Consider the following 24,883-nt stretch of genomic DNA (forward strand, 5'->3'; position numbering starts at 1 on the left):
TGCAGACCATCGACAACCCGTTCGGCACGAGGTTGTCACCCATGTCTTAGGTACATTCTGTTACCCATGTCTCCGGGTCGTACCCAGGAGCCAATGGTGGGCCCGGAGGACGGATTAAAATCATTGATTTTGTTGGGTTTTTCGTGGGTCAAAATCAGAAGTCTTCCCGTACCGTTCCGTATGGTTCCGCCGCCCAACGCTGCTGTTAGAGCACGTCCTGTGATCGATGAAGGCGCGTGACGAGGTGCGCGCGCCGCGCAGCTCGCATCGCCTCAAGGCGCTTGCCGCCCTACACGAGGCAGGGATACCGACGTTCGCCTTTGTCGGGCCGCTCTTGCCGCATTCGCCGAGCGGCCGGATCTGCTGGACCGGTCGCTTCCGGGCAAAACTCTACTGGGTCCAAACATTTTTTTCACCATAAGCGATCTCGGCGAGCACGCCGTCGAATGTCATCACCGAGAGCTTTATGTTGGTCTTGCCGACACAGAAAGCGGCGTTCTTCGCGCCGTCCGCCTCCAGCCCGTCATCCATTGGGTCAGATCAGACCGTATTGGCGAGCCTTGTTGCGCAGGAATGGCAAGCCATTGCCCATCACTTCGGCCTCGTCCTTCGCGACTGGCCGCCAGACGGAGAGGCCGTAGGAGACTTCCGGCGGCATGTTGATGAAGCTTTCCATGGCAAGTCCGCCCTTGAAGCCGATCGCCGCGAGCGTTGCGTAGATCTCGTCCCAGGGGCAGTTGCCGGTGCCCGGGGTGCCGCGATCGCTCTCTGACAAGTGAATATACTTCAGGTGATCGCGAGCGGCCAGAATACCATTGGCGGCCCCTTTCTCCTCGATGTTCATGTGGTAGGTGTCGAGATGAACAAAGATGTTGTCGGCGCCGACTTTCTCGAGCATCCAGACGGCCTGCGCGCCAGTATTTATAAGGTGGTTCTCGTAGCGATTCACCGCCTCGATTCCGAGCTCTATGCCCCGGATCTTGGCGTGCTTGGCGGCGACGGTCAGCACATGCGCGATGTTGTCGTATTCCTTTTCGGTGGGGGGCAGGCCGGTGCGTTCGCCAATACCGCCGAAAATCACGCCCGAAAGCGCCAGAGCGCCCATCTCTGCCGTCTTGTCGATGGCCACTTCGAGATGTTCGATAGCGGCATCCGGCCGCACCGAGGCCCAGGCCCGCTCCGGCAGGCCAAGCGAGCAAACAGCTGGAAGATTGTGCTTTTCCAGCAAGGAGCGCGTATGCGCGGCATCGACCGCCGGCGCGTTCAGTAGCGCGATCTCGATAAAGTCCATGCCGTATTTGACAGAAGCGGCGATCGCCTTCTCTGCGCCGGTCCGATCCCAGTTCATCGTCCACATCGAGGTGTGGACCCCAAAACCATGCATCTAACTCACCCTTTGTTTGTGTTCAGGAACTTTAGGCGCCCGGCAAGCCAGCGCAGGATCATCACCGTGATCATCAAAATGCCCCAGACCGCCGTCGCCAGATGCTGGTTGGCGCCCATCAGATTGAGTCCCGAGGACAGTAACTGGAGCACCACGAGCGCGACGAAGACAGGGATCACGCGACCGAAGCCGCCGAATGGATTGACCCCGCCAAGAAAGCAGGCAAGCACAGTGATCAGCAGGTAGGACTCGCCGTGTCCGACACGCACCGAATTGAAGCGGGCCAGCATGATGATGCCGGCGACCGCACACATCGCACCGGACAATGTGTAGACCAGAACCTGCACCTTGCGCGTGTTGATGCCGGAGTAGCGCGTGGCCTCGATGTTGGAGCCGATCATATAGGTGTTGAAGCCCAGCTTCATGCGCGTCAGCAGGAGGTGCCAGATCAGCACACACGCGATGAATATGAGCAACGGAACCGGGATCCCAAGAATCGAACCGTAGCCGATCGGCGCCAGGAAGCCGGGAAAGCCGGACACGTCGCCGCCGTGGGTCAGGAACTCACCAAGACCGCGCAGGAAAATCATCATCGACAGCGAGACCAGGATCGGGTGAGCCTTAGTGTAGGCGATGACGAGCCCCATGATCAGTCCACTAAGTGCTCCGACCGCAAGGGCAAGGATCGAGCCAAGGACAAAGGCACCGATGCCCGCGTCGACGCCGCCCTGGCTTTGAAGGATCCAAGCGAGCGTCAGCCCGGCGATGTTGGCCGTGAAGGTGATGGCCAGGTTAAGGCCGCCGGTCAGGATCGGGAGCAGCATGGCGAGCGTGAGCAGGCCGAGCTCCGGCAGTTGGTAGGCGACGGAGCCAAAAGTAGCCCGGGAAAGGAAGTTCGGTGCGGCAATGCCGAACACGATCATGACTACCGCAAACGCGGCAAGCGGACCTGCAAGTTCGGGGCCGAGCAAGTTGCGGACGCGTTCAATCACAACCGTCATGAAGGCATCCGCCGGCTTTTCAGGAACGGCAGCAGCCGTTCAATGCTGGTGTTCGAAAGGGTAATGGCGGCCAGGATGATGGTGCCGACGATCATCTTGAACGCGAAAGGCGACACGCCCATCAAATTAAGTCCGTTTTGGGTGATCGAGACCAACAGAACGCCAAGGATGCAGCCGAGCACGCTGCCTTTGCCGCCGCCAAGCCGCGCACCGCCAAGGACCACGGCTGCCAAGACGTCGAGTTCGCGCCCATATAGGGCGTTGGGCACCACTTCCTGCGCGTAATGCGCTTGGACGAGACCGGCGATGCCCGCCATCAGGCCAAGCCAGCCGAACGCGATAAATTGCATGGCCCCAACATTGATGCCGAAGCGGCGCGCGCCTTCCGGATTGTCGCCGAAAGCGTAGAGCTGGCGACCAGTGGTCGTGCGCGTGATCAACGCCCAGGTAGCGAATACGCAGATCGCCATAATGAGCACGGGTAGGGTGATCTCCGCCCACGTGCCATCAGCCATCTCGCGCTCGAACAGGACCACGCGGGCGGTGAGCCAGTCCGGCAGATTGTAGATTGAAACGCCGCCTGTGAAGAACATCAGCAAGCCGAAGAAAATGTTGAAGGTCGAAATCGTCGCGACGATCGAGATGATCCTGAACCTGTGGATCAGGAAAGCATTGATGCAGCCCAAGGTGACGCCCAATGCGCCAGCGATGGTGAGGCCGACAATCCAATTCCCGCCGCCGATCCAGCCAAGGACGATTGCCGTCAGATATTGCGCGACGGAGGCAGCAACCGCGAAGGAGATATCAATGCCGCCGGCAATCAGCACGACGAGCAGACCGACGGCGAAGATGATGTTGACCGAACTTGTGTTCAGGAGGTCAAACGCATTGCCGAGGGTGAAGAACCGGTCTGTCGCAAACGACAGGAAGGCGCAGATGACCGCGATCACGGCGAGCAGAGCCAGCTCCGTTGCGTGAGAGCGGACAAACCTACGCATAGACCGCCTCTTCGATCGCGTGGAGGGACGTGGCGCCGGGAACGTATTCGCCGACAATGCGCCCCTGAGCCATGTGCAGGACACGGTCCGCGTTGAAATAGACTTCAGGGACCTCGTCCGAGATCAGGATAATCGACAGGCCGCTGTCGGCCAGCTTGGAAACGATATCGAATATGCCGGCACGCGCGCCAACATCAACACCGACCGTCGGTCCGTCGAGGATCAGCAGTTTCGGTTCAGTCGCCAGCCATTTTGCAATGGCGACACGTTGCTGGTTTCCCCCCGACAGGGTCGAGACCGCGTCTTCCTGCTTTCCGATCCTAACGCCGAGATCCCTTATCCAACTACCGACTAGGGATCGTTTGCGATCGCTCGAAATGAGACCGCCAGAGAGAATCTTGTCCAGCGAGGCAATGACCATGTTGTCGGCAATTGCCTGGGGTTGAATGAGACCTAGCGACAGCCGGTCTTCCGAAAGATAGGCGACACCGGCGGCGATCGCGTCACAGTTGGAACCGAAGCGGACCGGTTTGCCATCCAGCACAACAGAGCCGGACCTCGGCTTGCGCATGCCGAACAAGGTCAACGCCAGCTCGGTGCGCCCTGCCCCGAGTAACCCTGTGACGCCGAGCGTCTCGCCGCGGCGGACCGTCAATGACACATCCTCGAATTCGCCAGGCCGCGACAACCCCTTGACCTCGAGCGTAACCGGGCTCGTGCTCAAATCGCGATGCAGGACGGAATAGTCGAAGGTCTTGCCGGTCATCAGCTCTGTAATGCGCGACTGGGTCAGACCTTTGGTCGGAAAGACGCCAACCAGTGCGCCGTCGCGCAGCACCGTCACACGGCTGGAGATTTCGAGAACCTCCGCCAGGCGATGACTGACGAACACAACGGCAACACCCGACGCCGACAGGTTCCGCACAATGTCCAACAGATAGTCGGTTTCAGATTGAGTGAGCGACGCCGTCGGCTCGTCCATGAAGACGAGCTTCGCCTGGCCGACGAGGGCGCGCGCGATTGCTACGATCTGCCGCTGTGCGATGGGAAAATGGTGTAGGGCGAGATCGACATCGAGGGTAATACCAAGACGTTGCAAGGCGTTGGTCGCGACACGGCGCATTTCGGCATAGTTCACCAGCCGCGGCCAGCGGCCGATGACAGTCTGGAACGCGATGTTCTCGGCGACAGTCATCTCGGGAAACAGGGCGAGGTCCTGCCAGATGACCTGAATCCCGCCGGCCTGCGCCGCTACCGGCGACATGTGGGAGTAGCTCTGGCCGTCATAGTCGATCACGGCGCCCGCCTCGGGCTTGTAAACGCCGGTGATGACCTTGATCAGCGTGCTCTTGCCGGAGCCGTTCTCGCCGGCCAGGCAATGCACCTCGCCCGGCAGCACCTCAAAGCTGACATTCTTCAGCGCCTTCACGCCGCCGAACGTCATGTTGACGTTGCGGAGCGACAGCAACGGCCGTGACGCGGAGCCATCGGGTGCCTGATCAGCCATCGAGTTGAACCTGGATCTAATCGCGTTGACACATGCTCAGCCGGGCAGGCTCGAGGCCAGCCCGGCTGCCACAGCCTTGGGAGGCTTTACAGACCCATCGCCGCGAGGCCGTCGACAGTGTCCTTGTTGATCGGGACCAGCTGATCGACGATGATGTTATGGTTTTCGAAGTCGGGCTTGACTGTCCCTAGCCCTTCGATCGTATCGCCGTCCTTGACTTGTTTGCCCTTCATGAGCTGGTCGGCCAGCGTGACGAAAACCTCACCCGCCTGTTTCGGATTCCACATGAAGCCGCCGGAGATCGCGTCGCTCTTGATGAGCTTCTGGCCCTGACCTGGCGAGAATGGGCCGAGCACGAATATCTGGCCCACCTTCCGGCGCTCTTCGATTGCGCGGCCAGCGCCGATCGGGCCTTGGCTGCCGAAGGCAAGGAAGCCTTTCAAGCCGGGATTGGCGGAAATCAGGTCAAGTGCAGTGCTGCGGCTCTTGTCCACATCCTCGGCGACGCCATAACGGTCGCCAATAAGCTTCATGTCAGGATGGTTCTTCTTCAGATACGCAATTGCCGCATCGGCCCAGGCATTGTGCAGCGGCACCGTCAGCGACCCGACGAAAACCGCATACTCACCCTTGCCCCCCATCTTGTCCGCCAAGAGCTTGGCGTGAGCCTCGCCGAAGCCGGTCGCGGACGCGAGTTCGAAATCCCACTCAGCGCCTTTCTGGCCAGGCGATTCATGCGTGATGACGATGATGCCGGCGTCCTTCGCCTTCTGCAGGACAGGTTCAAGCACCTTCGCATCATTCGGCACGACACCTATGACCTTGACGCCCTGTGCGATCAGATCCTCGATGGCGCGAACTTGCAGTGCCGGATCGGCACTGGTCGGGCCAACCATGAATGCGTCGACGCCGAGCTTCTGGCCGCGCTCCTTGATGCCCGCCTCCATTGCGTTGAACCAGGGAATGCCGCCGATCTTGACGACGACGCCGACCTTGCCGGCCTGCTGAGCCATGGCAGCGACTGATCCGCCAAGCACAAGGGTCGCGGCGAGCGCCGCGATCATCAACTTTTTCATCTGAACTCCTCCCATAACGTTCCCATTGGGAACATACCTCCGCCACCGATTTGCGCTTGCACAATCGATGGTGCAACGACTATCTTGCATCAGGGTGCGCTCGTCAAGGGAGATATTGCTCCAACCGAATATTGCTCTAAAGAGACCCTCCGGAGGGCCAGATGGATCAGCAGGTCAAGAAGAAGGCGACGATCTATGATCTGTCCGTGCTATCGGGCAGTTCGCCGTCGACCGTGAGCGCAGTGCTGAATGGCACTTGGCGCAAGCGCCGCATCAAGGAAAGTACGGCGGAAACAATTCTCAGCCTCGCCGAACGCCACCAGTACACCACCAATCTGCAGGCGCGAGGCTTGCGACGGTCGCGATCTGGCCTCGTCGGCCTGATGCTGCCCATCCACGACAATCGCTACTTCTCCTCAATGGCGCAGACATTTGAGGGACATGTGCGCAGCCGCGGTCAATGCCCGGTCGTGGTGAGTGCCAGCCGCGACCCGGAAGAGGAACGCCGGACCGCGGAGACGCTGATTTCCTACTCAATCGACCAGCTCTTCATCGTCGGCGCCACCGATCCCGACGGCGTACACGAGGTCTGCGAGGCGGCGGGACTGAGGCATGTCAACATCGACCTCCCGGGAGCAAAGGCGCATTCGGTAATCAGCGACAACTATGAGGGTGCGCGGATGCTGACGGAGGCAATCATCCGCCAGTTCGGCAATGATGACCCCCTGCGACCGGACGAGCTGTTTCTGTTTGGTGGCCGCAACGACCACGCAAGCCGCGAGCGCATCGCCGCTTTCCATGCGACCAAAAAGGCACTGTTGGGCGCCGACCCTGATGACGGAGTACAGTCCTCCGGCTATTCGCCGGACATAACATTGCGTGCCTTCGAGGCATTTTGCCAACGCCATGGCAAGCTGCCGCGCGCATTGTTCATCAATTCGTCGATCAATATGGAGGGTCTGCTGCGTTTCATGGCGGGCCGGCCGGCGGAGATGTTTAGCGAGCTTGTCGTCGGTTGCTACGACTATGACCCATTCGCCTCTTTCCTGCCCTTCCCCGTAATCATGGTGCGGCAGAATTTTGAGGCGATGATTGCGAAGGCGTTCGAACTGATCAATGAACCGCCCACGGCCCCGCAGATTTTCCTGATTGCGCCGGAGTTGATCCAACCCAGGTCGGCTCTGAAAGGGCCGCTGGACGCGTTGAAGGATATGGCGTGAAGCGCCCCGAGAACCCGTCTTTGCACAGCTCTCTTCATCCAGGCATCAACGCCTGGCACGTGTAGCGTCTTTATGGAAGTCAGCGGCGGCAGCGGAACAGTGGCGCGCAGGGAAGTTCGGCGCTCGCAGCAAACCTTTCCTCACAGTATTGCTGCTGGATCAGTTGCTCCGATCGGCTCGCGTCTTTGCTCTGGATACGCAAGCTCGCCGGACTCGTTATCTGTTGAGTAGCCTCAGGAGAAAGTTGAGAATGAAACCTGGCGTCGTCTCGGCGCCCTTCGGTTGCGCGCGGCCGGGCGGTGAAGGCCGGCGACGTGCTGCTGTCGAAGCGATAATTCGATGCCACGGATCCGCTGATCGCATTCGGGTGAATGGCAACTCGATCAAAGGGCCCACGTTTTATTGCCGCGACTTGCGGACGTCGTGCGGTGTGCAATGGAGGCGGCAACGAAAACATGCGGGCTGAGATGCGCCCCATCGCAAGACTGAGTGCGGCCACGCCGTCGAAGCCCTTTTTGGTCGAACCGGATGCGGATGTGGCAATGCCGGTGACGTTTTAGACAGCGACGGGATGTTTCCTGTTCAGTCGTTCCTGCTGCGGCGTGTGGGCGTAGAGTTCCCGGTAGCATTTGGAAAAATGCGACGCCGAAACGAAGCCGCACGCGATGGCCACTTCGACTATGGGCAAGGCTGACTGGATCAGCAAATGCCGTGCGCGCTCAAGGCGGATATCCAAATAATAGCGGGCCGGGGAGCGACCCATTTCGAGATGGAACAGACGCTCGATCTGCCGTCGCGAGAGCCCGACATGGTCGGCAATATCACCAATCGATATCGGTTCGGACGGATTGGCGTCCATGAGTTCTATGATCGTCAGCACCTTGGAGTTCTGAACGCCAAGCCGTGCTCGCAGAGGAAGTCGCTGGCGATCGCTCGGGCTGCGTACTCGATCGGTCAGCACCTGCTCACATACGTGCCTGACCAGAGTGTCGTCGAAATCATCGCCGATCAGCTTCAACATCATGTCGAGAGCAGCAGTCCCGCCGGCGCATGTATAGATGTTCTGGTCGACCTCAAAAAGGTCGGCAAAAACGTTGGCGTTCGGAAACGCCTCGGCGAAGCCAGGCAGGTTTTCCCAATGGATGGCGCAGCGTTTGCCAGAAAGCAACCCGGCAGCCGCGAGCATATGCGCACCGGTGCAGAGCCCGCCGATCGCAACACCGCGATTATGTTCCTCGCGCAACCAGGCAAAGGCCGACTTGTTTGAATAGCGCTCGATGTTGATGCCGGTGCAGACGATGACCATCGATGGCCTATCTGGGCCAGCCATCTTACGCCGCTCGTCCTCCAACGACGTGTTCACGGCGCACAACACGTTGTTCGAAGCGGGTACAGGCTGCCCGTCGATACTAGCGAGCCGCCATTTGTAGGCTTCGTAACCGAGCATCCGGTTGGCGATGCGGATAGGCTCCAGCGCCGTCGCAAAGGCGACCATGGTGAAATCCGGCACAAGGAAGAAGACGAGGGAACGCTTGATGGGATGTTCGGCTATATTCATTGGGCTAACGTTGGTGTTGCGAACAGGATGTCGCGATGCGTTGTCTACGCCAGACGCGGCAACAACGGTACTTCATTCCACATGGTGATGAGATTCCGTCGCAGGACGCAATTTATCATATTTTCCTTCCCAACAGCATGAGAACGGTGGGGCGGCCAGGCAGGTTTCTGGGGCCAAAATCCGGGTAAATCATGCATTTCGTGTCCATCCAACTGGCTGCTACTAGCAGGCTGTTGAAGAAGTCTGGCGTACTGCCTTGAGGATGGCTTCGTCGCCGTTGTGGTAGGCGAAGGTGATCTCGATCGAGCCGTCGTCGAGCAATTCGGCATGGCCATTGCCTGTGACGTCGTCCATCTCGTCACATCCGCCCCATGTGAAGTGAACTATCGAGGGGCCGTAGCTCAGATCGAGGCCGGCTTGCAGGGCGCCAAAGGCGATCTCGCCGTTGTTGTCGGGTCCGATGGTGATGGTTGCGGGTCCACAGAGGTTCAGGTAACCGCGATCCCAGAGATCGGCTTCGATGATCCGCCACCGGCCGATCAGTTGGCAGCCCGCGGGCGCGGTCATTTCGGCGCCGCCAAGAGCTTGGGCAGCCGCACCAGATTGTAGGCGGCGGCCGCGAAGGTGAAGGCCCATCCAACGCGGTCGCGGCCGCGCAACTTGGTCTTCTCCTGCCCGGCGACGGTCTTGATCCAGCCGAACGCCTCTTCGATGCGCTTTCTGATGCGCTGGCTGACGGCATAGCCACCGTGGCGCGTGGTCCGGCGATCGATCGCGGAACGGCGGCCGCTCGTGTTCTGCGCCACGTGCGGCGTCACCCTCATCGGGCGCAGCTCGTTTATGAAGTCCTCCGCGTCATAGGCCTTGTCGGCGCCGAGCGTGATCGCCTGCGGCCGGTCGGATGAGTGGCGATACGCTCGCCACTGCATGTCTGGTCGAATAACCATTGGCGTAGATCGAGATCGGAAGGGTATAGAACGGTTCGTTTGAGGGCGCTCGCGCCATGATGCGGAGGTTGAGGACGAACAAGCGGGCACGCTCTGAGCTTTAACAGGGGCGGCGTAGCGTCCCTCCTTCCTAGGCAGAAGCCATTTAGAGGGCAAAAAGTCCGTTCGCGCCCACGCAAAGTAATGGGCACATATCAGCCACAAAAAAGTCGGCCCGATCTCGCGCAGCAGTGCAACGCGGGCAAACTGCCTCTCCTGTATCAACAGGAGGATTTCGTATCGAGCGAAATGCTCGCTAGAATTTCCTGGAGGTCGGCGGTCATGTTCAGTCTCATCTCGGCAGGGAGCGGGCAACAATCCAAAGGCGTTCATAAAGAACGGCCTCGTCGAACTCGCCGTCCGAGAAGAGTGCCATTGCGCTCACGCTCAGGCGCTCCGCCTCCATGCTACCAACGGAGATACCTGCCTCGGCGCAGACACGATCAAAGACCTGCTTTAACAAAGCCAGATCGCCAGTATACCCAATGCCACTTATTGAGACAGGCCCATGGCAGCAGATACTTCGAAAATCGCCTCGGTTAGCTCTTCATCGGATGCGGCCAAATAAGGCGCAGCCCGCCTAATTTCCTTCACTGCCGCTTTGATCGAAACGGTGCCGTCATACTCGGCCCTGTTTAGAAGTGCAGCGATTGCTTGTTCTAGAACTGGAGTTACCCTTTGAACACTGCTCATCCACCCCCCCAACGATACGCCCCAGCGGAATAATAATCTATTCTTGGTTGGCTTCAATTGGATGTAAGAAACGTACGGTTGGTCATCGTTGCTTTGCCCTCAGTCCGGAATATTTCGCGCAAGAATACGCATGCTCGTCTTGATGTCGCGCCGCGGTGTGGCTTAGAAGGGCTCTCGTGATCGGCCCAGGGATTTGCACGTCGAGGCGCCGGCCGAAGTGCCGAAGTGCCGAAGTCAAGGTGGACGTCTCCTCACTGACCATTCAGCATGCCGGTCGCCCTGATGATCCGTCGCTCGCGGACCAGCATCCCAGCCATGCTGGGCGTGCCAGCTTGTCAGCCGCTCGTTATCGAGATCGAGCGCGTCCCAGGCTGAGTCGATGAAAGCGAAGCTTGCCGGCTTGATATTTGCAACGAATGAGGTTTGTTGGCGGAATAACGAATTGTTTGCGTGATTTGGCAATAAACAGCCCATCCTTTTCAACGCGCGGCATTAGACAAGAGGAAAACTCGATGACCGTTTCTGCAGACCAAAACGACCATGCTGATCTCGTATCAATTACCGCCGAGATCGTTTCCGCCTACGTTTCGAATAACCCGCTGCCGGTCGGCGAGTTGTCGAAGCTGATCGGAGATACTTATGTTGCTTTGCAAGGGATCGGCACACCTGTGGCTCCAGCCGCAGTCAAGCTGGAGCCCGCGGTGTCCATCAAGAAATCAGTGACACCGGATTTCATCATTTGCCTGGAAGACGGGAAGAAATTCAAATCCTTGAAGCGGCATATCGGAACGCATTACAATCTGAGCCCTGACGAATACCGGCAGAAATGGAACCTGCCCTCCGACTATCCGATGGTGGCGCCAAACTACGCGGCCACCCGCTCGGCTCTTGCGAAATCCATCGGGCTCGGGCGCAAGGCAGCGCCCGCACCAGCCGCGGCAGAAAAACCAAAACGAGCTGGTCGCGCAGCAGCAGCGACAACAGCCCCCACGGCAATCAAGTCGCCGGTAAAGAAGGCGCGCAAGGCACTCGTCAAAGCGTAGCGTGCTGCACGAAAAAGGAGGTCCGTGCGGTGTCGTGCCTGAAAATGGCAAAGCCTACTGTTCCAGCACATCGATCAGAAGAGTAGCCCAGTCAATCGCGGCGCGCAGCTCCCACCCGCACGACCCATGTAGAGCTAGGTCTGCTGCTTCCTGGCATCACGCTGACGACCAATGGAGCAGACGATATCTATCCCATCGAGTCGCTTCAGCTGTTCCAGTTCGACGGGGCGAAGTACCAGCCGGTCGGCGACGTGTTGTCTTACGAGGGCAAGACGCCGAAGAGTTGATCTCAACACCCGTGCTATTCCAAACGACTGAGCCCGCGGTGGCCCGGCCACCGCGGCTCTAGCAGACTGTCCAGATCGAGCGCAAGTTTGCCAGCACGTCGACGGCGGCGTTGTCACGGCAACCGCTTGTCAGGGATCGCTGCGATAGATGCGGGGGATTACACTTCGCAGATCAGCTACAAACGGCATCGGTTCCCACCCGAGATACGGTGTGACTTTATTATCGATTTCCGCTGAGCCCTGCGTCACGTCGAAGACATGCCGCTCGAGCGCGGCATCGTCGTTTCCTACGAGACGATCCGTCGCTGGGGGCAGGAAGTTCGGGCCGGACTACGCCCGGCGCCTGCGCCGCAAGCAGCCCCGTCGAAATGATATCTGGCACCTCGACGAAGTCGCCATCACGATCGCCGGCAAGAAGCATTTGTTATGGCGCGCCGTCGACCAGGACGGCTATGTGCTCGACGAGATCGTCCAAACCCGGCGCAACACCAAGGCCGCCAAGCGCTTGCTGACACGGCTGTTGAAGAAGCAGGGTCAGGTGCCGAAGCGCATGATCACCGACAAGCTCGGCTCCTATGGAGCAGCGCGGCGTCAGGTCATGACGGACATCGAGCACCGGTCGCACAAGGGCTTGAACAACAGAGCGGAGAATTCGCATGTGCCACTGCGAAAACGAGAGCGGATGATGCAAGGTTTTCGACCACCGGGGAGGCTCCACCGTTTTGTCTCGACCTTCTCTGTAGTCCGCAATCTCTTCGTCCCGCCCCCGTTCAAAACGCTCCGCCTTTGAAATCCATCTTCACCGCCTGAATGCCATGGCGCAATGGAAGGTATGGCGCCACAAGCGGCATGATGACACGGTTTGCGCCCATCCCGTTCTAACTGTTCCGCGGACAGTTTCGCCCGACAGGCGGCCGGCACCTCATTCGGCCGAATGGGCGGACATGGGCATTCGATCTCAGTTCGATCTCCCGACTATGTCCACGAAGAATAGCTAGTACTGAGGCCCACATACTGCAGGAGGCCGACCGAGTTACGAGGCTATTGCTGAGGGATGGCACAATGACCCTTGTCGCTGCGACGACCCTTCGTGCCCCATGTTCCTCGGGAGAGTCGTTAAAATCCCTTACGGCAAAGGATTTCAAGGTCCGCCTTCTCCATTCCCTGGATGCCAAGCGCAGGAAGAATATCATTATCTCGCTTGAGATCGCGACCGTAGGCGGCCGAGAATATGGCAATTCCGGCCTCGTGCAGGAGTGCTGGATTTCCGCTGATCTTTCCTAAAAGAACGGTCGGCAGCAGTCCGAACGGAACATCCTCTAGGATATAGCGGCTTTCGATGGTTGTCGGGCCAAAGCCGCCACGGCCTTGACGATCCATTTCCTGGTTCATTTCAGAAACGGTGTCCATCGGCACATGGAACGACAAAGAAAAGTGCTCCTGGACGGTGCGCACGGCCGCACCGAAACGACTAGCGATCGCCAATCGTTCGGCGTCGAGGGTCTCGATAAAGCGGCCGACCGCCGGGGTGACGTTTCCACCCTGGCTCCACTGCTCTGCCTTCTCCATGCGTGTGAGGTTGAAGAGGGCAATCCCCAGATGGTTCTGCGGATTGAGGTTGCTGAGCGCAATCGCAAGCAGACCGTCGCGCCTGACGAAACGATCTCCGAACAGGGTCGTGCAAAGTTGGAACCCTTGGTCCATCGCATCGAAAGGCAGCGTCGCAACATCGAGCTTCTGGCGAACGCTGGCGACATGGACTTCTGTTGGTCCGGACTGGCGGCCGGTCACCAGCGTTGTGCCCCAGACGACGATCGGCAGGCTAACCTTGCGTTGCGACAACTGCTTGGAAAGATACAGCGCTCCGAAGGAAGTGTGCGAACTGATGATCAACGGCATTCCCTGGCTGAGATAAGGAGCGGCAGCATCCATCACTTTCTTGTGCCCGTTAGCCGGCAGCGCGATCATCACTACGTCCGCGGTGGCAACGGCCTCTTTACAATTCTTGGCGATACGCACCGGCACCGTTGCCTCGATAGCGCCTGTGGCCTTTAGCAATTCACCGGCCGCGAGTGCCTTGGTTCGCACTCCCGACGGCGACCAAAGCATTGGATCATGTCCCACTTCTGCCAGGTAGGCAGCAAGGCCGTAAGCAATTGCGCCGGCCCCCAGAATACTCACGCGCATAGGATTTCTCCTGTTCCAGTCCTTATGGATCGCGGCTCGAAGGCCGTTGCTGTGTGAGCACGCAGGCACAACTCGATCGAAACCCATCGCTTCCTTGCGCCCGCCCACCCATGCGATCGTCACTCCACGGGATCAACTGGAACGCGTTCGAGCCACATAGCCGGGACGGTCGACGACGCTCTTTGGGTTGGCGAACCATTTCGACGTACCTCGAATCACCGACACGTCCCCGGCCATATTTCATTTCCGCCTTGACATATATCAAATCTGCATGAGACGATCGTACTCATACATAAAACGCATGTAGGCGTAAATGGAAACTCGAGATCTCCAGGCCTTCCTTGCTGTTGCTGCCAGCGGCAGCATCACCAAGGCGGCTGACGTGCTCGGACGTTCCCAGCCTTCGGTGACCCGCACCATCCAGGACCTCGAGGTGGAGCTCGGCTTCGAATTGTTGCACCGTGTCGGTCGACGCGTGCAGTTGTCCGAAGAGGGTGCGGCTTTCGAGGAGGAAGCGCGGCGCTTGCTGATGTCCTTCACCGAGTTGGCAGCTCGGGCCAAAATGATTGCCGCCGGCAGAGGCCGGATCCTGCAGATTGTCACCACCTCTGCGATTGGAACCGGCTTGATCCCGAGGGCCATGGCCGAGCTCAAGGGTGTCGAACTTCCGCACGAGACGCATCTCGGGCAGTTTCTTCCTTCGATCGTTTCCCAGGAAGTGCGCAGCGGTCGTGCCGAGATCGGTTTTTCGAGCCTGCCGCTCGACACGCCCGGCCTGGATGTCCTGAGGCTCTATTCGGCACCCGATGTGGCTGCCGTGCGGAAGGACGATCCGCTGGCTGAGCTTGATGTGATCCCGCTTTCGGCTTTTGCCGGTCGACGCGTCGCCACGCTTCTCAATCCGCTGCGTTTTCAGTTGCATGTCTCCAAGGCACTGGCGGCCAGGGGCATCGACACCGGTCCAATGATCCGGACCAATACCGCGTACGGTGCGTTGCAGATCGTGCGCCAGACTGGCGCTGCGGCAGTCATCGATCCCCTCACCGCTTATGGCCTCGCCCTGCCTGATGTCGTCATCCGCCCGATCGACGTGACCGTTCTGTTTTATTGGGGCGTTGTGGCCGCCGAAAAACGTCCGCTTCGTCCGGTCGCGCAGGCGTTGATGAATGCGGTCGAAGCGGTTGCTGAACGCACGATCGCGGGTTTCACGAAGCTCGATCCGGCCTTGGCCGGCCAGTTGGTGAACGGCTCTGAATCCGGCACAAATCACGGGACTGGAATATGAAGCATACCCCCACACTGCCGGCCCCGGCGGGGCTCGCTGCGCTGGAAGCGCAGCTTGCACAGGATCTCGAGTTTCTCGAGCTGCCGGCCAAGCCTTGGGTTCCGACGCGCACGGAGAATGGCGTCCCGGTCCGTGACGTCGTTGTCATTGGCGCCGGCATGTGCGGACTTGCCGCCGTGGCAAAACTGGTGCTGACCGGCATCACCAATGTCGTCGCCTACGATGCGGCTCCGGCCGGGCTCGAAGGACCATGGGTGACCTTTGCCCGTATGCAAACGCTTCGGTCGCCCAAGACCTTGCACGGTCCGTCGCTCGGGCTGCCTCAAATGACGTTCCGCGCCTGGTATACGGCCCAGTGGGGAACCGACGGCTGGCAGGCGCTTGACAAGATTCCGCGAGGCCAGTGGATGGATTACCTGGTCTGGTACCGCAAGGTCCTTGCTCTGCCGGTGCGCAACAGCGTGCGCATAACCGGCGTCGCGCCCTCCGGCGATCTGATTGCAGTCGATGTCGAGGGCGCCGAAACGGGCCGGGTTCTCACCCGTCATCTCGTTCTGGCCACAGGCCGGTCGGGTCTCGGCGGTTTTGCCGTGCCCGATTTCCTTAAGGGCATCGATCGCGCCTATTGGGCTCATTCTGCCGACGACATCGATTTCGACGCGCTGAAAGGCAAGCGTGTCGCTGTCATCGGCGCTGGTGCCTCTTCCATGGACAATGCCGCAACAGCCCTCGAGGCTGGCGCCGGCTCTGTGGACATGTTGATCCGCCGCAAGGAAATGCCACGCATCAACAAGCTGACCGGCATCGGCAGCCAGGGTGTCGTGCTCGGCATCCATGAACTGCCCGATGCGTGGAAGTGGAAATTCTTCGACTACACCGCCTCGACCCAGACGCCGCCGCCGCGTTCTTCGACGCTTCGCGTATCTCGCCACTCCAATGCTCGGTTCTTTCTCGACTGCGGCATACTTGCGGTAAAGGAAGATGCCGGGGGCCTGCTGATCGAAACAACGCAGGGGCCAATGCACTACAACTTCCTGATCGCTGCAACCGGCTTTTCAAACGACTTCAGTGACCGCCCGGAATTTGCCGCGCTCGCCCCGCATATCCGGACCTGGTCGGATGGTCGGTATTCACCGGAGATGGGGCCGCCGCGGGCGGGCATGTCGGATGCGCCGGATCTCGGTCCTGCCTTCGAGTTTCGCGAACGCATTCCCGGTTCCTGCCCGATGCTGGCACATATCCACTGCTTCAACGACGCCGCCATGCTGACGCACGGCAAGGTCTCCGGCGACATCCCGGCCGTCAGCGCCGGTGCCGACCGTCTTGTGCGCGGCATCGCATCGTCACTTTTTGCCGAAGATGTCGAAACCCACTTCGCCAATCTGATGGCTTACGACACGCCAGAGCTTCTGGGCGACGAATGGGTCGATTCAACTCCCCTGCTGCAGAAGGAGGCCGCGTTGTGATCGACGCGATGGACAAGGCTGCCGGCCTTTCACCGGATGATACCCTTTTCGCCGCAAGGCGGTTTCGGCCGGAGTTCGTGCAAGGGGCGGAAGAATGTCGCCTCTCCGTCTTGCAGCCTTTAAACGATCAGGGGCTGGCGCCGAATTTGAGGGTTGCTCTTGCCCGCCGCATGGCCGCCCTGAATGCCGATCCGATCCTGATGGCCGAGTATGATGTCCAGTTGGCTCAGCTTGACCCGACTGAGCAGCTTCTGGCCTTGGCCCGAGGGGAAACGGATTTGAATGAACCTTTGGCGACCATCGTCCGTCATGTCGACCTGATCACGCTGACGCCGAAAAGCGCGGAAGCGAGCCATATCGTTCTGCTTGAGAAAGCTGGATTGAACAATCCTCAGATTGTCGCGCTCTCGGAACTGATTGCCTTTGTCAACTTCCAGACACGGGTGGCGACCGGCTTGCGTCTGATGAGGTCGACATGATCTCCTCGGTTCGTCTGAAGCCCTTGAATTGGCATCCCTACATCGCGCCGGTCGAGCTGTCCGAGGCCACGCCGGAACAGCTTGAGGCGATGAAGGTCACGCCATCGGCCAAGAAAGTTTCGGAATATGTGCGCACCCTTGCGCATGACCCAGAGAGCTATCTTGCCCGCACCATCTTGTTCAACGCGATCATGTATGTCGAAGGCGGGCTCGCCCGTCCCGATCGAGAACTTGGCGCATTGGGCGCCTCGATCGTCAATGGCTGCAAATTCTGTGCCGTTGTCCACGCCCGCAGGCATGCAGAGCTGACCAAGAGCGACCAGGTTGTCACCGCGCTTTATCTCGACAAACCCGAAGCGCTAGGGCCCCGCGATGCGGCAATCTACAGCTTTGCCCGCCGCCTGTCGGCGGCACCGTCGGAAGCAACGACAGACGATATCGCCGCGCTTCGATCAGTCGGCATGGACGATCGCGAGATCATCGACCTGATCCACGCCATATCGATCTTCGGCTGGGCAAACCGGCTGATGCACGTTCTCGGCCATGCGGAGAGCGGGTGATGATATCGCATGCCGTCAAGGCACTCCGTCCCACACTGAAGGGCACCAACCAGAATGCTTGAACTCAAAGATATAAAGCTGTCCTACGGAAGCACGCAGGTCCTGAACGGCGTCAATCTCTCGGTAAAGCGAGGTGACGTCGTGTCGATCATTGGCCCCAGCGGCACAGGCAAGACCACTCTGCTGAAATGCATCAACTACCTGGTCAAGCCGGCATCTGGAACCATCGCGTTCGACCAGATTCAGATGGATTACCAGCGCGCCGACAAGGCAGCCATCCAGGCTATCCGGCTGCGGACAGCGATGGTCTTTCAGCAATTCAACGTCTTCAAGAACATGACCGTCCTCCAGAACGTCATGGATCCGCTGGTCGTCGTGCAACGCAAATCCACGGACGAGGCCCGTGAAATCGCGCTCAGGGAGCTTGAGCGAGTTGGCCTCTCGGCCAAGCGGGACAGCTATCCGTCCCAACTGTCAGGCGGCCAGCTCCAGCGGACTGGAATCGCACGAGCGCTGGCGGTTCGGCCGGATGTGATGCTCTTCGACGAACCGACGTCATCGCTTGATCCAGAACTGGTCGGTGAGGTTCTTAAGGTCATCAAAGATGTCACGTCGTCCGGGATCACTTCGCTGCTTGTGACCCACGAAATGCAATTCGCAAGGAACATCTCAAACCGGATCGTCTTCATGGATCGTGGCGTGGTTGCCGCCGATGGCAGTCCGGCTGAGATCTTCGATGCGCCTTCCAGCCCACGACTTGCTCAATTCCTGCAGTCAGAACTTGCTTTTCAATAACTCAACAAGAAGGGAACTAAGAAATGTCTACAATCAAATCCAGTTTTTCCCGTCGTTATGCCCTGGCCGTCGCCGGCGGCATCGCAATTGCCCTTGCAACCGCAGGGATCGGTTATGGTCAGACCGTTCGGACCATCAAGATCGCGACCTCTGCCGAATCCAAGCCATTGGCTTGGGGCGCGCTCGGCGTCGAGCCGCAAGGCTATGAACCCGATCTGCTGAGGGCGATCAACGCAAAGTTGCCGCAGTACAAGTTCGAAATGGAAGGTGTCTCCGACATCGCGCAGGAGACCGGCCTGGCCACAGGCAAATACGATATCGCGGTCGGTGGCTACTACAAGTCGCCCGAGCGCGCGAAGCAGTTCTTCATTCCGGAAAACCCCATGGGCGCCAGCTTGATGAAGATCTACAGCAAGAAAGGCAGCGGCATCAAGGAAATGAAAGACCTGGTCGGCAAGAGGATCGTTCCGACCACGGCCGGCGGCGGAACCTACAAGTTCATCATGAACTGGCAAAAAGAAAATCCGCAATACAAGCTTGACGTGACGGCGTCCAGCGCCGGAATCCCGTATCCGAACCGACTGGACGAAGTTCAGAACGGCAAGTTCGACGCATTGGTCCTGCCTTCAAATCTCGGTGAGCAGACCGTCATCGATGAAAAGAAGCTCGACATCGTAGCGTCCGAACCAGTCTTCACCAACAACACCTATATGCTTATTCACAGGTCAGATGAAAACAAGGTTGTGGTCGACGACGTGAACAAAGTTCTCAAGGAGTTGAAAGACGACGGCACGATCGAAAAGCTCTCGCAGAAGTGGTTTGGCGAAGGCATCGTCAAGTATATGAAATGACGCGATCTGAGTAGATATCGTCAGCGGCAAGGCTGAATTGCAAGAAGGAGTGTTTCAAGTGGATGTTTCTGCTATGATTCCCGAGTTGCTCTCGGCATTGCCGCTGACGCTCGCCATCACGCTTACCGCCATGTTGGTCGGCTTTTGCCTGGCGCTCGTTGCGACAACATTGCGGGTTCGCAGGATCCCAGTGGTCAGCCACCTTACCGACCTCTACGTGTCCTATGCCCGCAGCGTTCCCGTCGTCCTCCAGTTGTTTGTCGCGTTCTATGGGCTACCCTTGTTGGTGGCCCTGTTCGGCTCCGCAGATTTCTTCTCGCCGACGATCGCTGCGATGGTCGGACTGAGCTTTTACCATGGCGGTTATCTGTCGGAAGTCCTGCGGCCCGCATACCTGGCCGTCGATCGCGGCCAGCATGATGCGGCCGACAGCCTAGGATATACCTTTCGCCAGAAGATCACCCGCATCGTGGGCCCCCAGGCGGTGCACTTCGCATTGCCCGGCTATGGAAACTCCATCATCTACCTGATCCACAACGTTGCGCTGGTCATGTACATCGGGGCGGCGGACGTGATGGCGACCGCGCACTTGATCATGGAGCGCGACTATAACCAGTACCAGTTCGAAACATACCTCGTCCTGGCGGTCATCTATGCGCTGATGTGCCTGATCGCGTGGTTCATCGTGCACTTGTTCGAGCTTCGCTCGCCGATGCAAGCACCTGAGGCTACCACAACGGCTCAGATCAAGAACGCGGCCATCGCCAGCGTCTGACCTAAAGGGTATTAAACCATGTTCGATACCGATATTTTGCTCCAGGACACCCAGGAAATTCTGGGCGCCGTACCTGTAACGCTTGGAATGGCGCTGACGATTTTCGTCTTGTCGACGATAGTCGGCAGCATTTTTGCACTCGTCGAATACAGACGAGTCCCGGTGCTGCGAGAACTCATCATGGCTTACAAAATCGTCTTCAAGGGCGTTCCGATGGTCATCGTGATTTTCCTCGCCTATTTCGGTCTGCCCCCGGCATTCCAGTTCCTGCTCTCGTTGCTCGGGATCAATTTCAACGCCCACGAAACACCCAACTGGGTCATCCTTGTTATCGCAGTGACAGGCTGTATCGCTGCGTTCCAATCCGAGATTATCAAGGGAGCCCTGAACGCCTTCGACACAGGTCAGTCAGACGCCGCCCATTCGCTTGGCTATACGAACGGCCAGCTGTTTCGACGGATTCTGTTCCCCCAGGTGGCGCTCACGGCAATTCCAGACCTGACAACCTCGATGATGGTCATCATGAAGGCGCTTTCTCTCGGATTCGCCATCGAGGTTGTCGATATCTTCGCCCAGTCCCAGTTGACCGCCGCGCTGAACTACTACTACCTCGAAGCCTTCGTGATTGCCGTCGTGATCTACATGGTGATTGCCTATATCGTCACCCAGATTGCCGACAGGCTGGAACAGGCCCTTAGGGTACGGACGTGAGGGCAAGCATGTGGGACAGGATCGCCAAGCTTCGGATATCGAGCCGCACCTGGGAGGCAATTCTTTTGGGGATGAAAAGCTTGAGGCGAACCTCAAATAGCCGATGTATGTACTGGTGATTTGACGCGATTCCATGGACAGTGGTCCTCCGCTATCACCATCCCGCCCGACGCTACGATCGCATGCTCGGACAGGCGTTCGCCGCTGCTCTATTCTGCAGCGAGAGCGGAGAGCCTGTTCCAGCGCGTGCTCGAAGACGCCTATGTCGATATTCGAACGGCCGAGCAAAAGCTGGAACTCGATCATCTCGACCCCAAGGAAGCGCTGGAAAGGCTGGTGCGCTTCACCTGGAAACATTATCTCGATAATCCGGAATTCCTGACCATGGTTAACAGCGAAAACCTGCACAACGCGCGCCATCTCAAGAAGTCCAAGGTCGTTCAGGACATCAGCCGACGTCTGGTCACGATGGTCGACACGCTTCTGGAGCGCGGTGCAAAGCAGGGCGTGTTCCGGGACGGCGTCGCTCCGGTTCAGTTGAACATCACGATCGCCGCCATCGGCTACTACTACTTCACCAACCGCTTTACCGGCGCCATCATCTACGAGCGTGATCTGATGTCGCGGGAAGCTCTCGATACAAGGCTGCAGTTCAATATCGATACCATCATGCGCCTTGTCAGCAAGTAGCCGTCGTTCCAGGATGGAATCTCTTTTTCCACGGGATTAGACGGGGATTGCGCGCAGGTCCGTCGGCATATATCCGACCCGAGCACCACCGTGTTCGGATGACGGATGCCCCCTGTCAGCCCGCGACTTTGGTCAGGCGGTGCAGGGCGAAATCGGCGAAATAGTCACCCACGCCACTGGCCTGGAAGCGCTGCATGGCGGCGCCGTCCATATGGGCGCGCCACTCATCTTCGCTTGCCCACGTCTCGACGAAGATGCGGACGCGGCCGTCATCGAGCGACTGATGCAGTTCGTAGCGCAGACAGCCGTCTTCGAGCAGGGTCTCTGCGACCAGCTTTTCCTGGGCTGCGCCGAGCGCCGCCTCCTTGCCCGGTTTGGCGGTGGTGATGGCAATAACGGTAAGCGGTGACTGTGACATTGATACCTCTGTCAGGCGATGGTGTTGATGAGGCCGCCTTCGGTGCGCAGGGCGGCGCCGTTGGTGGCTGATGAGCGAGGGCTGGCGAGATAGGCGACGAGGTTTGCGACTTCTTCCGCCTCGATCATACGCTGCAGGATCGATGGGGCGCGTGCGCTGGCGAAGAATTCGGCCTCGATCTGCTTGATCGGTGCGGACGGGTCGCTCGCCTGGCTGCGCAGGAAGGTCTCGATGCCGTCCGAACGGGTCGGCCCCGGCATCACCGCGTTGACCGTGACGTTGGTGCCGCGCGTCAGTTGCGCGAGGCCCCGCGAGATCGAGAGCTGCGCCGTCTTGGTGGTCGCGTAATGGATCATGTCGGCCGGAATGGCGAGGGCGGATTCGCTTGAGATGAAGATGATCCGACCCCAGTCCCGCTCCAGCATGCCGGGGAGATAGGCGCGCGACAGACGCACGCCGCTCATCACGTTGACGTCGAACAGATGGCTCCAGTCCGCGTCCGTGATGTCACCAAACTGCTTGCTCTCGTAGATGCCAAGATTGTTGACGAGGATATCAATCGCTGGCGCGCCCTTGGCGATAAGGGCCGCGCCCTCGGCGCTGGCGGCGTCGGCCAGGATGCCGCTGACGGCCTTGTTGCCTGGCGCCTTGACGGTGGCGATCGCCGCATCGAGCTTCGCCCGGTCGCGGCCGGTGATGATGACGATTGCGCCTTCGAGCGCGAGTGCGCGGGCGATCTCGACTCCGATGCCGGCGGTGGCACCGGTGACAAGGGCGGTCTTGCCCCTCAGCTGCAGGTCCATGAAAAGTCTCCAGATTGTGCCTGGAGGCAATCTATGATTTGAGACCCGAGAGCACTATTGCCGCCAAAGGACATGCACCTGTGAACGGGAATCATCAATGCCGCGCATATTGATGGAACGATCAGGCGAGATGGAGGTGTTCGCGCGTGTTGTTCAGGAGGGTGGATTCTCCGCCGCCGCGCGCAGCCTCGACCTGACGCCCTCGGCGGTCAGCAAGTTGATCGCGCGTCTTGAGGCTCGGTTGGGCACACGTCTTCTGCTGCGCACGACGCGTGCGATCACGCTGACCGAGGAAGGCGAGGCCTATCATCATGCCACGCTCAAGATACTGCAGGATCTGAACGACGCCGATCAGGAGGCGTCTGGCGGCGCGGTGCGTGGACGACTGCGGGTCAACGCCACCATCCCGTTCGGCACGATGTTCGTGGCCCCGGCCATGCCCGCCTTCGTCGCCCGCAACCCAGATCTGGTCGTCGATCTGAGCTTCACGGACGGGATCGTCGATCTCGTCGCGGAGAAAATCGATGTCGCCATCCGCATGGGCAATCTGCCGGACAGCGGTCTGATCGCGCGCAAGCTCGGGCAGAGCCGGCGCGTCATCTGCGCCGCCCCTACCTATCTCGACCGTCGGGGCAAGCCGGAGATCCCCGCCGATCTCGAGCGCCATGACTGCCTGACCTTCAACTTCCGCCGCGCCCGGCCATCCTGGCCCTTCCGGTTCGAGGGTCGCGACGTCGCACAGCCGGTCACGGGTAGCCTTGTCGTGAACAATGGCGAGACCATGAAGCAGATGGCAATTGTCGGCACCGGCATTGCACGGCTGGGCCTTTTCCATGTCGCCGCCGAAATAGCCGAGGGAAGGCTCGTGCCACTACTCGAAGATTGCAATCCAGGCGACCTCGAACTAGTCCATGCCATCTATGTGGGTGGCGGACCGCTGCCACACCGCGTACGTGCGTTCATTGAATATATGGTCGAGGTGCTCGACGAAACGCCCCTCCTGAAGGGGATATAGGAGCGGCGCGTCAATTCGGGTTGTTCAGTCGTGACAAGTCGAAGCCCGGTAATCGAGAACGCACCCGATGCTTTCCAGATGCATCTGTGAATCGGGACGGAAGGTTGACCCCTCGGCCCAAAGGCAACAAGTTCATGAATTTGCTAGCAGCTTCGCGATCAAGGTAGCGTCAGCATCGGCCGCGATCGTGACCATGCCTGGTTTTCATTTCATTTATGCAAATCAAGGCTTTGGGCAGCGAAGGCAAGGAATCAATCTTTCGTGCTGATTCACATTTTTTGCTTCGGGATGGAAGCCAACCGGGCGAGATCGCGCGCGATTGCAGTTCTCGACAAGTCCGGCGGCTGATCGGCGACGACGCTCTGTCTTCGGCGACCAAAAGCATTGTCGCCGCTCGACTTATCTCGCTCAGCCGCAGCAGCGAAGCCGGAACTGGTAGCTCGATGAGTGTGGGGAAGGCGGTAGCTCTCCCGCTACCAACCTATCTATAAACTGTTGAAATCATGCCAAAAACATGAACCTTTGGTAGCGCACTGTCCAAAAAAATCTTCAATGATTTCAGGGCCCGGCCTGCTACCTTGTGGTGCCAACGAAGTCGCAGAGGCGCCAGACGCGGTCTTTGTCTAGAGCGCCGGTTGTGCTTCTCCGCAGAAAGACCTCTCCCTGCCCTAATCCGCCCTCGCCATCCGGCTGGAGCAGTTCTTTCGGCCATGTCGTCGTAGAAGCCGGCCATCTACACGACCGAAATATCAGGCAGACCGTAGGCGGGACCGATTAGCGGGGCGGGCAAGCCCTCGATGATGGTCGAGACCGGCGCATCCGGTGCGAAGATGTTGCCGCTGTCACCTGGTTCGAAGAACTCACGCTCGATGCCTTCGACCTTCTGACGCTTCACCTTCTTGGAAGCGTCAAAGGAGATCGACAGCAGGCCGGGCTTAACCAGTTCGAGATATGCGGCTTCATACGAGGCGTCGATCACCCGTTGCGGGATCAAGTCGCTGGCGAGCGCGGAGCCGTAGACCGTGGCGCCGGTGCGCGGCCATGCACGTTCCTGCGCCAGTCCGCCTGTCGGCACGCCCTGAAAGCGCATATCGT

Annotated in this window: 26 protein-coding genes and 2 pseudogenes; 13 read left to right on the plus strand and 15 right to left on the minus strand. The window is 59.2% G+C overall.

The window, feature by feature from the left end; all coding sequences use genetic code 11:
- Window positions 1-390 precede the first annotated feature (390 nt).
- From NKJ17_RS31290 to NKJ17_RS31315, 6 genes are all read right to left on the minus strand, one after another.
- Window positions 391-531: a hypothetical protein gene (locus tag NKJ17_RS31290; RefSeq protein WP_352691561.1), complete on the minus strand. Its 141-nt coding sequence runs from the start codon at window positions 529-531 to the stop codon at window positions 391-393.
- Window positions 532-535: 4 nt separating this feature from the next.
- Window positions 536-1,384 (minus strand): sugar phosphate isomerase/epimerase family protein, encoded by an 849-nt coding sequence (locus tag NKJ17_RS31295; RefSeq protein WP_352691562.1) that lies wholly within the window; start codon window positions 1,382-1,384, stop codon window positions 536-538.
- A 5-nt stretch (window positions 1,385-1,389) separates the two neighbouring features.
- On the minus strand, window positions 1,390-2,385 hold the full coding sequence (locus tag NKJ17_RS31300) for an ABC transporter permease (RefSeq protein WP_352691563.1): 996 nt from the start codon (window positions 2,383-2,385) through the stop codon (window positions 1,390-1,392).
- A complete protein-coding gene (locus tag NKJ17_RS31305) occupies window positions 2,382-3,383 on the minus strand; it encodes an ABC transporter permease (RefSeq protein WP_352691564.1) in 1,002 nt (333 codons plus the stop codon). Before NKJ17_RS31305 ends, NKJ17_RS31300 begins: the two co-directional genes overlap by 4 nt.
- Entirely contained in the window at window positions 3,376-4,890 is a 1,515-nt protein-coding gene (locus tag NKJ17_RS31310; RefSeq protein ID WP_352691566.1) for a sugar ABC transporter ATP-binding protein, read from the minus strand. Before NKJ17_RS31310 ends, NKJ17_RS31305 begins: the two co-directional genes overlap by 8 nt.
- 86 nt (window positions 4,891-4,976) lie before the next feature.
- Window positions 4,977-5,966, minus strand: coding sequence for an autoinducer 2 ABC transporter substrate-binding protein (locus NKJ17_RS31315; RefSeq protein ID WP_352691567.1), 990 nt, complete (start codon window positions 5,964-5,966; stop codon window positions 4,977-4,979).
- Window positions 5,967-6,127: 161 nt separating this feature from the next.
- Here NKJ17_RS31315 and NKJ17_RS31320 point away from each other — a divergent pair, with 161 nt between their 5' ends.
- Window positions 6,128-7,186, plus strand: coding sequence for a LacI family DNA-binding transcriptional regulator (locus tag NKJ17_RS31320; RefSeq protein WP_352691569.1), 1,059 nt, complete (start codon window positions 6,128-6,130; stop codon window positions 7,184-7,186).
- A 556-nt stretch (window positions 7,187-7,742) separates the two neighbouring features.
- Here NKJ17_RS31320 and NKJ17_RS31325 read toward each other — a convergent pair.
- The 5 genes and pseudogenes from NKJ17_RS31325 to NKJ17_RS31345 form a co-directional block, all read right to left on the minus strand.
- Complete coding sequence (locus NKJ17_RS31325) at window positions 7,743-8,744, minus strand: GlxA family transcriptional regulator (RefSeq protein ID WP_352691570.1); 1,002 nt, start codon at window positions 8,742-8,744, stop codon at window positions 7,743-7,745.
- A gap of 222 nt (window positions 8,745-8,966) precedes the next feature.
- Window positions 8,967-9,311 (minus strand): hypothetical protein, encoded by a 345-nt coding sequence (locus tag NKJ17_RS31330; RefSeq protein ID WP_352691571.1) that lies wholly within the window; start codon window positions 9,309-9,311, stop codon window positions 8,967-8,969.
- Window positions 9,308-9,646, minus strand: a pseudogene (locus tag NKJ17_RS31335) (transposase); the annotation flags it as partial. The gene NKJ17_RS31330 and the pseudogene NKJ17_RS31335, both read right to left, overlap by 4 nt.
- Window positions 9,647-10,022: 376 nt before the next feature.
- The gene (locus tag NKJ17_RS31340; RefSeq protein WP_352691572.1) at window positions 10,023-10,193 is read right to left on the minus strand and encodes a hypothetical protein; all 171 of its coding nucleotides are present in this window, start codon (window positions 10,191-10,193) and stop codon (window positions 10,023-10,025) included.
- Between the two features lie 29 nt (window positions 10,194-10,222).
- Window positions 10,223-10,423 carry a hypothetical protein gene (locus NKJ17_RS31345; protein WP_352691573.1) on the minus strand — a complete coding sequence of 67 codons (201 nt, stop codon included), beginning with the start codon at window positions 10,421-10,423 and terminating at the stop codon, window positions 10,223-10,225.
- Between the two features lie 512 nt (window positions 10,424-10,935).
- On the opposite strand from NKJ17_RS31345, the gene NKJ17_RS31350 reads away from it, so the two are divergent.
- Together NKJ17_RS31350 and NKJ17_RS31355 are read left to right on the plus strand one after the other, a co-directional pair.
- A complete protein-coding gene (locus tag NKJ17_RS31350) occupies window positions 10,936-11,466 on the plus strand; it encodes a Ros/MucR family transcriptional regulator (RefSeq protein WP_352691574.1) in 531 nt (176 codons plus the stop codon).
- A 458-nt stretch (window positions 11,467-11,924) separates the two neighbouring features.
- Window positions 11,925-12,583: pseudogene (locus NKJ17_RS31355) on the plus strand (IS6 family transposase); the annotation flags it as partial.
- A gap of 286 nt (window positions 12,584-12,869) precedes the next feature.
- On the opposite strand, the gene NKJ17_RS31360 reads toward NKJ17_RS31355, so the two are convergent.
- Window positions 12,870-13,940, minus strand: a complete 1,071-nt coding sequence (locus tag NKJ17_RS31360) for an NAD/NADP octopine/nopaline dehydrogenase family protein (protein ID WP_352691575.1) — start codon at window positions 13,938-13,940, stop codon at window positions 12,870-12,872.
- A 313-nt stretch (window positions 13,941-14,253) separates the two neighbouring features.
- Here NKJ17_RS31360 and NKJ17_RS31365 point away from each other — a divergent pair, with 313 nt between their 5' ends.
- The 9 genes from NKJ17_RS31365 to NKJ17_RS31405 all read left to right on the plus strand — a co-directional run bounded on the left by NKJ17_RS31365 (window position 14,254) and on the right by NKJ17_RS31405 (window position 21,552).
- Window positions 14,254-15,225 carry a LysR family transcriptional regulator gene (locus tag NKJ17_RS31365; RefSeq protein WP_352691576.1) on the plus strand — a complete coding sequence of 324 codons (972 nt, stop codon included), beginning with the start codon at window positions 14,254-14,256 and terminating at the stop codon, window positions 15,223-15,225.
- Window positions 15,222-16,691 (plus strand): NAD(P)-binding domain-containing protein, encoded by a 1,470-nt coding sequence (locus NKJ17_RS31370; protein ID WP_352691577.1) that lies wholly within the window; start codon window positions 15,222-15,224, stop codon window positions 16,689-16,691. The genes NKJ17_RS31365 and NKJ17_RS31370 overlap by 4 nt, the downstream gene beginning before the upstream one ends.
- On the plus strand, window positions 16,688-17,170 hold the full coding sequence (locus NKJ17_RS31375; RefSeq protein ID WP_352691578.1) for a CMD domain-containing protein: 483 nt from the start codon (window positions 16,688-16,690) through the stop codon (window positions 17,168-17,170). The genes NKJ17_RS31370 and NKJ17_RS31375 overlap by 4 nt, the downstream gene beginning before the upstream one ends.
- Window positions 17,167-17,730: a peroxidase-related enzyme gene (locus NKJ17_RS31380; RefSeq protein WP_352691580.1), complete on the plus strand. Its 564-nt coding sequence runs from the start codon at window positions 17,167-17,169 to the stop codon at window positions 17,728-17,730. The genes NKJ17_RS31375 and NKJ17_RS31380 overlap by 4 nt, the downstream gene beginning before the upstream one ends.
- Before the next feature lie 54 nt (window positions 17,731-17,784).
- Window positions 17,785-18,525 (plus strand): amino acid ABC transporter ATP-binding protein, encoded by a 741-nt coding sequence (locus tag NKJ17_RS31385; RefSeq protein ID WP_352691583.1) that lies wholly within the window; start codon window positions 17,785-17,787, stop codon window positions 18,523-18,525.
- Between the two features lie 23 nt (window positions 18,526-18,548).
- Window positions 18,549-19,376, plus strand: a complete 828-nt coding sequence (locus tag NKJ17_RS31390; RefSeq protein WP_352691585.1) for a transporter substrate-binding domain-containing protein — start codon at window positions 18,549-18,551, stop codon at window positions 19,374-19,376.
- A 58-nt stretch (window positions 19,377-19,434) separates the two neighbouring features.
- Window positions 19,435-20,151 carry an amino acid ABC transporter permease gene (locus NKJ17_RS31395; protein WP_352691587.1) on the plus strand — a complete coding sequence of 239 codons (717 nt, stop codon included), beginning with the start codon at window positions 19,435-19,437 and terminating at the stop codon, window positions 20,149-20,151.
- An 18-nt stretch (window positions 20,152-20,169) separates the two neighbouring features.
- Complete coding sequence (locus tag NKJ17_RS31400) at window positions 20,170-20,862, plus strand: amino acid ABC transporter permease (protein ID WP_352691589.1); 693 nt, start codon at window positions 20,170-20,172, stop codon at window positions 20,860-20,862.
- Window positions 20,863-20,982: 120 nt separating this feature from the next.
- Window positions 20,983-21,552 (plus strand): TetR/AcrR family transcriptional regulator, encoded by a 570-nt coding sequence (locus NKJ17_RS31405; protein WP_352691591.1) that lies wholly within the window; start codon window positions 20,983-20,985, stop codon window positions 21,550-21,552.
- A gap of 115 nt (window positions 21,553-21,667) precedes the next feature.
- Here NKJ17_RS31405 and NKJ17_RS31410 read toward each other — a convergent pair whose 3' ends face one another.
- On the minus strand, window positions 21,668-21,970 hold the full coding sequence (locus NKJ17_RS31410) for a putative quinol monooxygenase (RefSeq protein WP_352691593.1): 303 nt from the start codon (window positions 21,968-21,970) through the stop codon (window positions 21,668-21,670).
- A gap of 11 nt (window positions 21,971-21,981) precedes the next feature.
- Complete coding sequence (locus NKJ17_RS31415) at window positions 21,982-22,773, minus strand: SDR family NAD(P)-dependent oxidoreductase (protein WP_352691595.1); 792 nt, start codon at window positions 22,771-22,773, stop codon at window positions 21,982-21,984.
- Between the two features lie 97 nt (window positions 22,774-22,870).
- Here NKJ17_RS31415 and NKJ17_RS31420 point away from each other — a divergent pair, with 97 nt between their 5' ends.
- A complete protein-coding gene (locus NKJ17_RS31420; RefSeq protein ID WP_352691597.1) occupies window positions 22,871-23,788 on the plus strand; it encodes a LysR family transcriptional regulator in 918 nt (305 codons plus the stop codon).
- 733 nt (window positions 23,789-24,521) lie between these two features.
- Here the strand turns inward: NKJ17_RS31420 and NKJ17_RS31425 are convergent.
- Window positions 24,522-24,883 (minus strand): DnaT-like ssDNA-binding protein (locus NKJ17_RS31425; RefSeq protein WP_352691599.1); only part of this gene is annotated, 362 nt, incomplete at its 5' end.

It is taken from the genome of Mesorhizobium sp. M0208, from assembly GCF_040322015.1.
GTDB lineage: Bacteria > Pseudomonadota > Alphaproteobacteria > Rhizobiales > Rhizobiaceae > Mesorhizobium.

Bases quoted from the DNA above. Each gene is read 5' to 3' on its own strand.
- NKJ17_RS31350 (WP_352691574.1), top strand. From the start codon at position 10,936: ATGACCGTTTCTGCAGACCAAAACGACCATGCTGATCTCGTATCAATT.
- NKJ17_RS31325 (WP_352691570.1), bottom strand. From the start codon at position 8,744: ATGAATATAGCCGAACATCCCATCAAGCGTTCCCTCGTCTTCTTCCTT.
- NKJ17_RS31300 (WP_352691563.1), bottom strand. From the start codon at position 2,385: ATGACGGTTGTGATTGAACGCGTCCGCAACTTGCTCGGCCCCGAACTT.
- NKJ17_RS31345 (WP_352691573.1), bottom strand. From the start codon at position 10,423: ATGAGCAGTGTTCAAAGGGTAACTCCAGTTCTAGAACAAGCAATCGCT.
- NKJ17_RS31315 (WP_352691567.1), bottom strand. From the start codon at position 5,966: ATGAAAAAGTTGATGATCGCGGCGCTCGCCGCGACCCTTGTGCTTGGC.
- NKJ17_RS31400 (WP_352691589.1), top strand. From the start codon at position 20,170: ATGTTCGATACCGATATTTTGCTCCAGGACACCCAGGAAATTCTGGGC.
- NKJ17_RS31365 (WP_352691576.1), top strand. From the start codon at position 14,254: ATGGAAACTCGAGATCTCCAGGCCTTCCTTGCTGTTGCTGCCAGCGGC.
- NKJ17_RS31380 (WP_352691580.1), top strand. From the start codon at position 17,167: ATGATCTCCTCGGTTCGTCTGAAGCCCTTGAATTGGCATCCCTACATC.
- NKJ17_RS31360 (WP_352691575.1), bottom strand. From the start codon at position 13,940: ATGCGCGTGAGTATTCTGGGGGCCGGCGCAATTGCTTACGGCCTTGCT.
- NKJ17_RS31390 (WP_352691585.1), top strand. From the start codon at position 18,549: ATGTCTACAATCAAATCCAGTTTTTCCCGTCGTTATGCCCTGGCCGTC.
- NKJ17_RS31320 (WP_352691569.1), top strand. From the start codon at position 6,128: ATGGATCAGCAGGTCAAGAAGAAGGCGACGATCTATGATCTGTCCGTG.
- NKJ17_RS31310 (WP_352691566.1), bottom strand. From the start codon at position 4,890: ATGGCTGATCAGGCACCCGATGGCTCCGCGTCACGGCCGTTGCTGTCG.
- NKJ17_RS31330 (WP_352691571.1), bottom strand. From the start codon at position 9,311: ATGACCGCGCCCGCGGGCTGCCAACTGATCGGCCGGTGGCGGATCATC.
- NKJ17_RS31415 (WP_352691595.1), bottom strand. From the start codon at position 22,773: ATGGACCTGCAGCTGAGGGGCAAGACCGCCCTTGTCACCGGTGCCACC.
- NKJ17_RS31305 (WP_352691564.1), bottom strand. From the start codon at position 3,383: ATGCGTAGGTTTGTCCGCTCTCACGCAACGGAGCTGGCTCTGCTCGCC.
- NKJ17_RS31295 (WP_352691562.1), bottom strand. From the start codon at position 1,384: ATGCATGGTTTTGGGGTCCACACCTCGATGTGGACGATGAACTGGGAT.
- NKJ17_RS31385 (WP_352691583.1), top strand. From the start codon at position 17,785: ATGCTTGAACTCAAAGATATAAAGCTGTCCTACGGAAGCACGCAGGTC.
- NKJ17_RS31370 (WP_352691577.1), top strand. From the start codon at position 15,222: ATGAAGCATACCCCCACACTGCCGGCCCCGGCGGGGCTCGCTGCGCTG.
- NKJ17_RS31420 (WP_352691597.1), top strand. From the start codon at position 22,871: ATGCCGCGCATATTGATGGAACGATCAGGCGAGATGGAGGTGTTCGCG.
- NKJ17_RS31410 (WP_352691593.1), bottom strand. From the start codon at position 21,970: ATGTCACAGTCACCGCTTACCGTTATTGCCATCACCACCGCCAAACCG.
- NKJ17_RS31290 (WP_352691561.1), bottom strand. From the start codon at position 531: ATGGATGACGGGCTGGAGGCGGACGGCGCGAAGAACGCCGCTTTCTGT.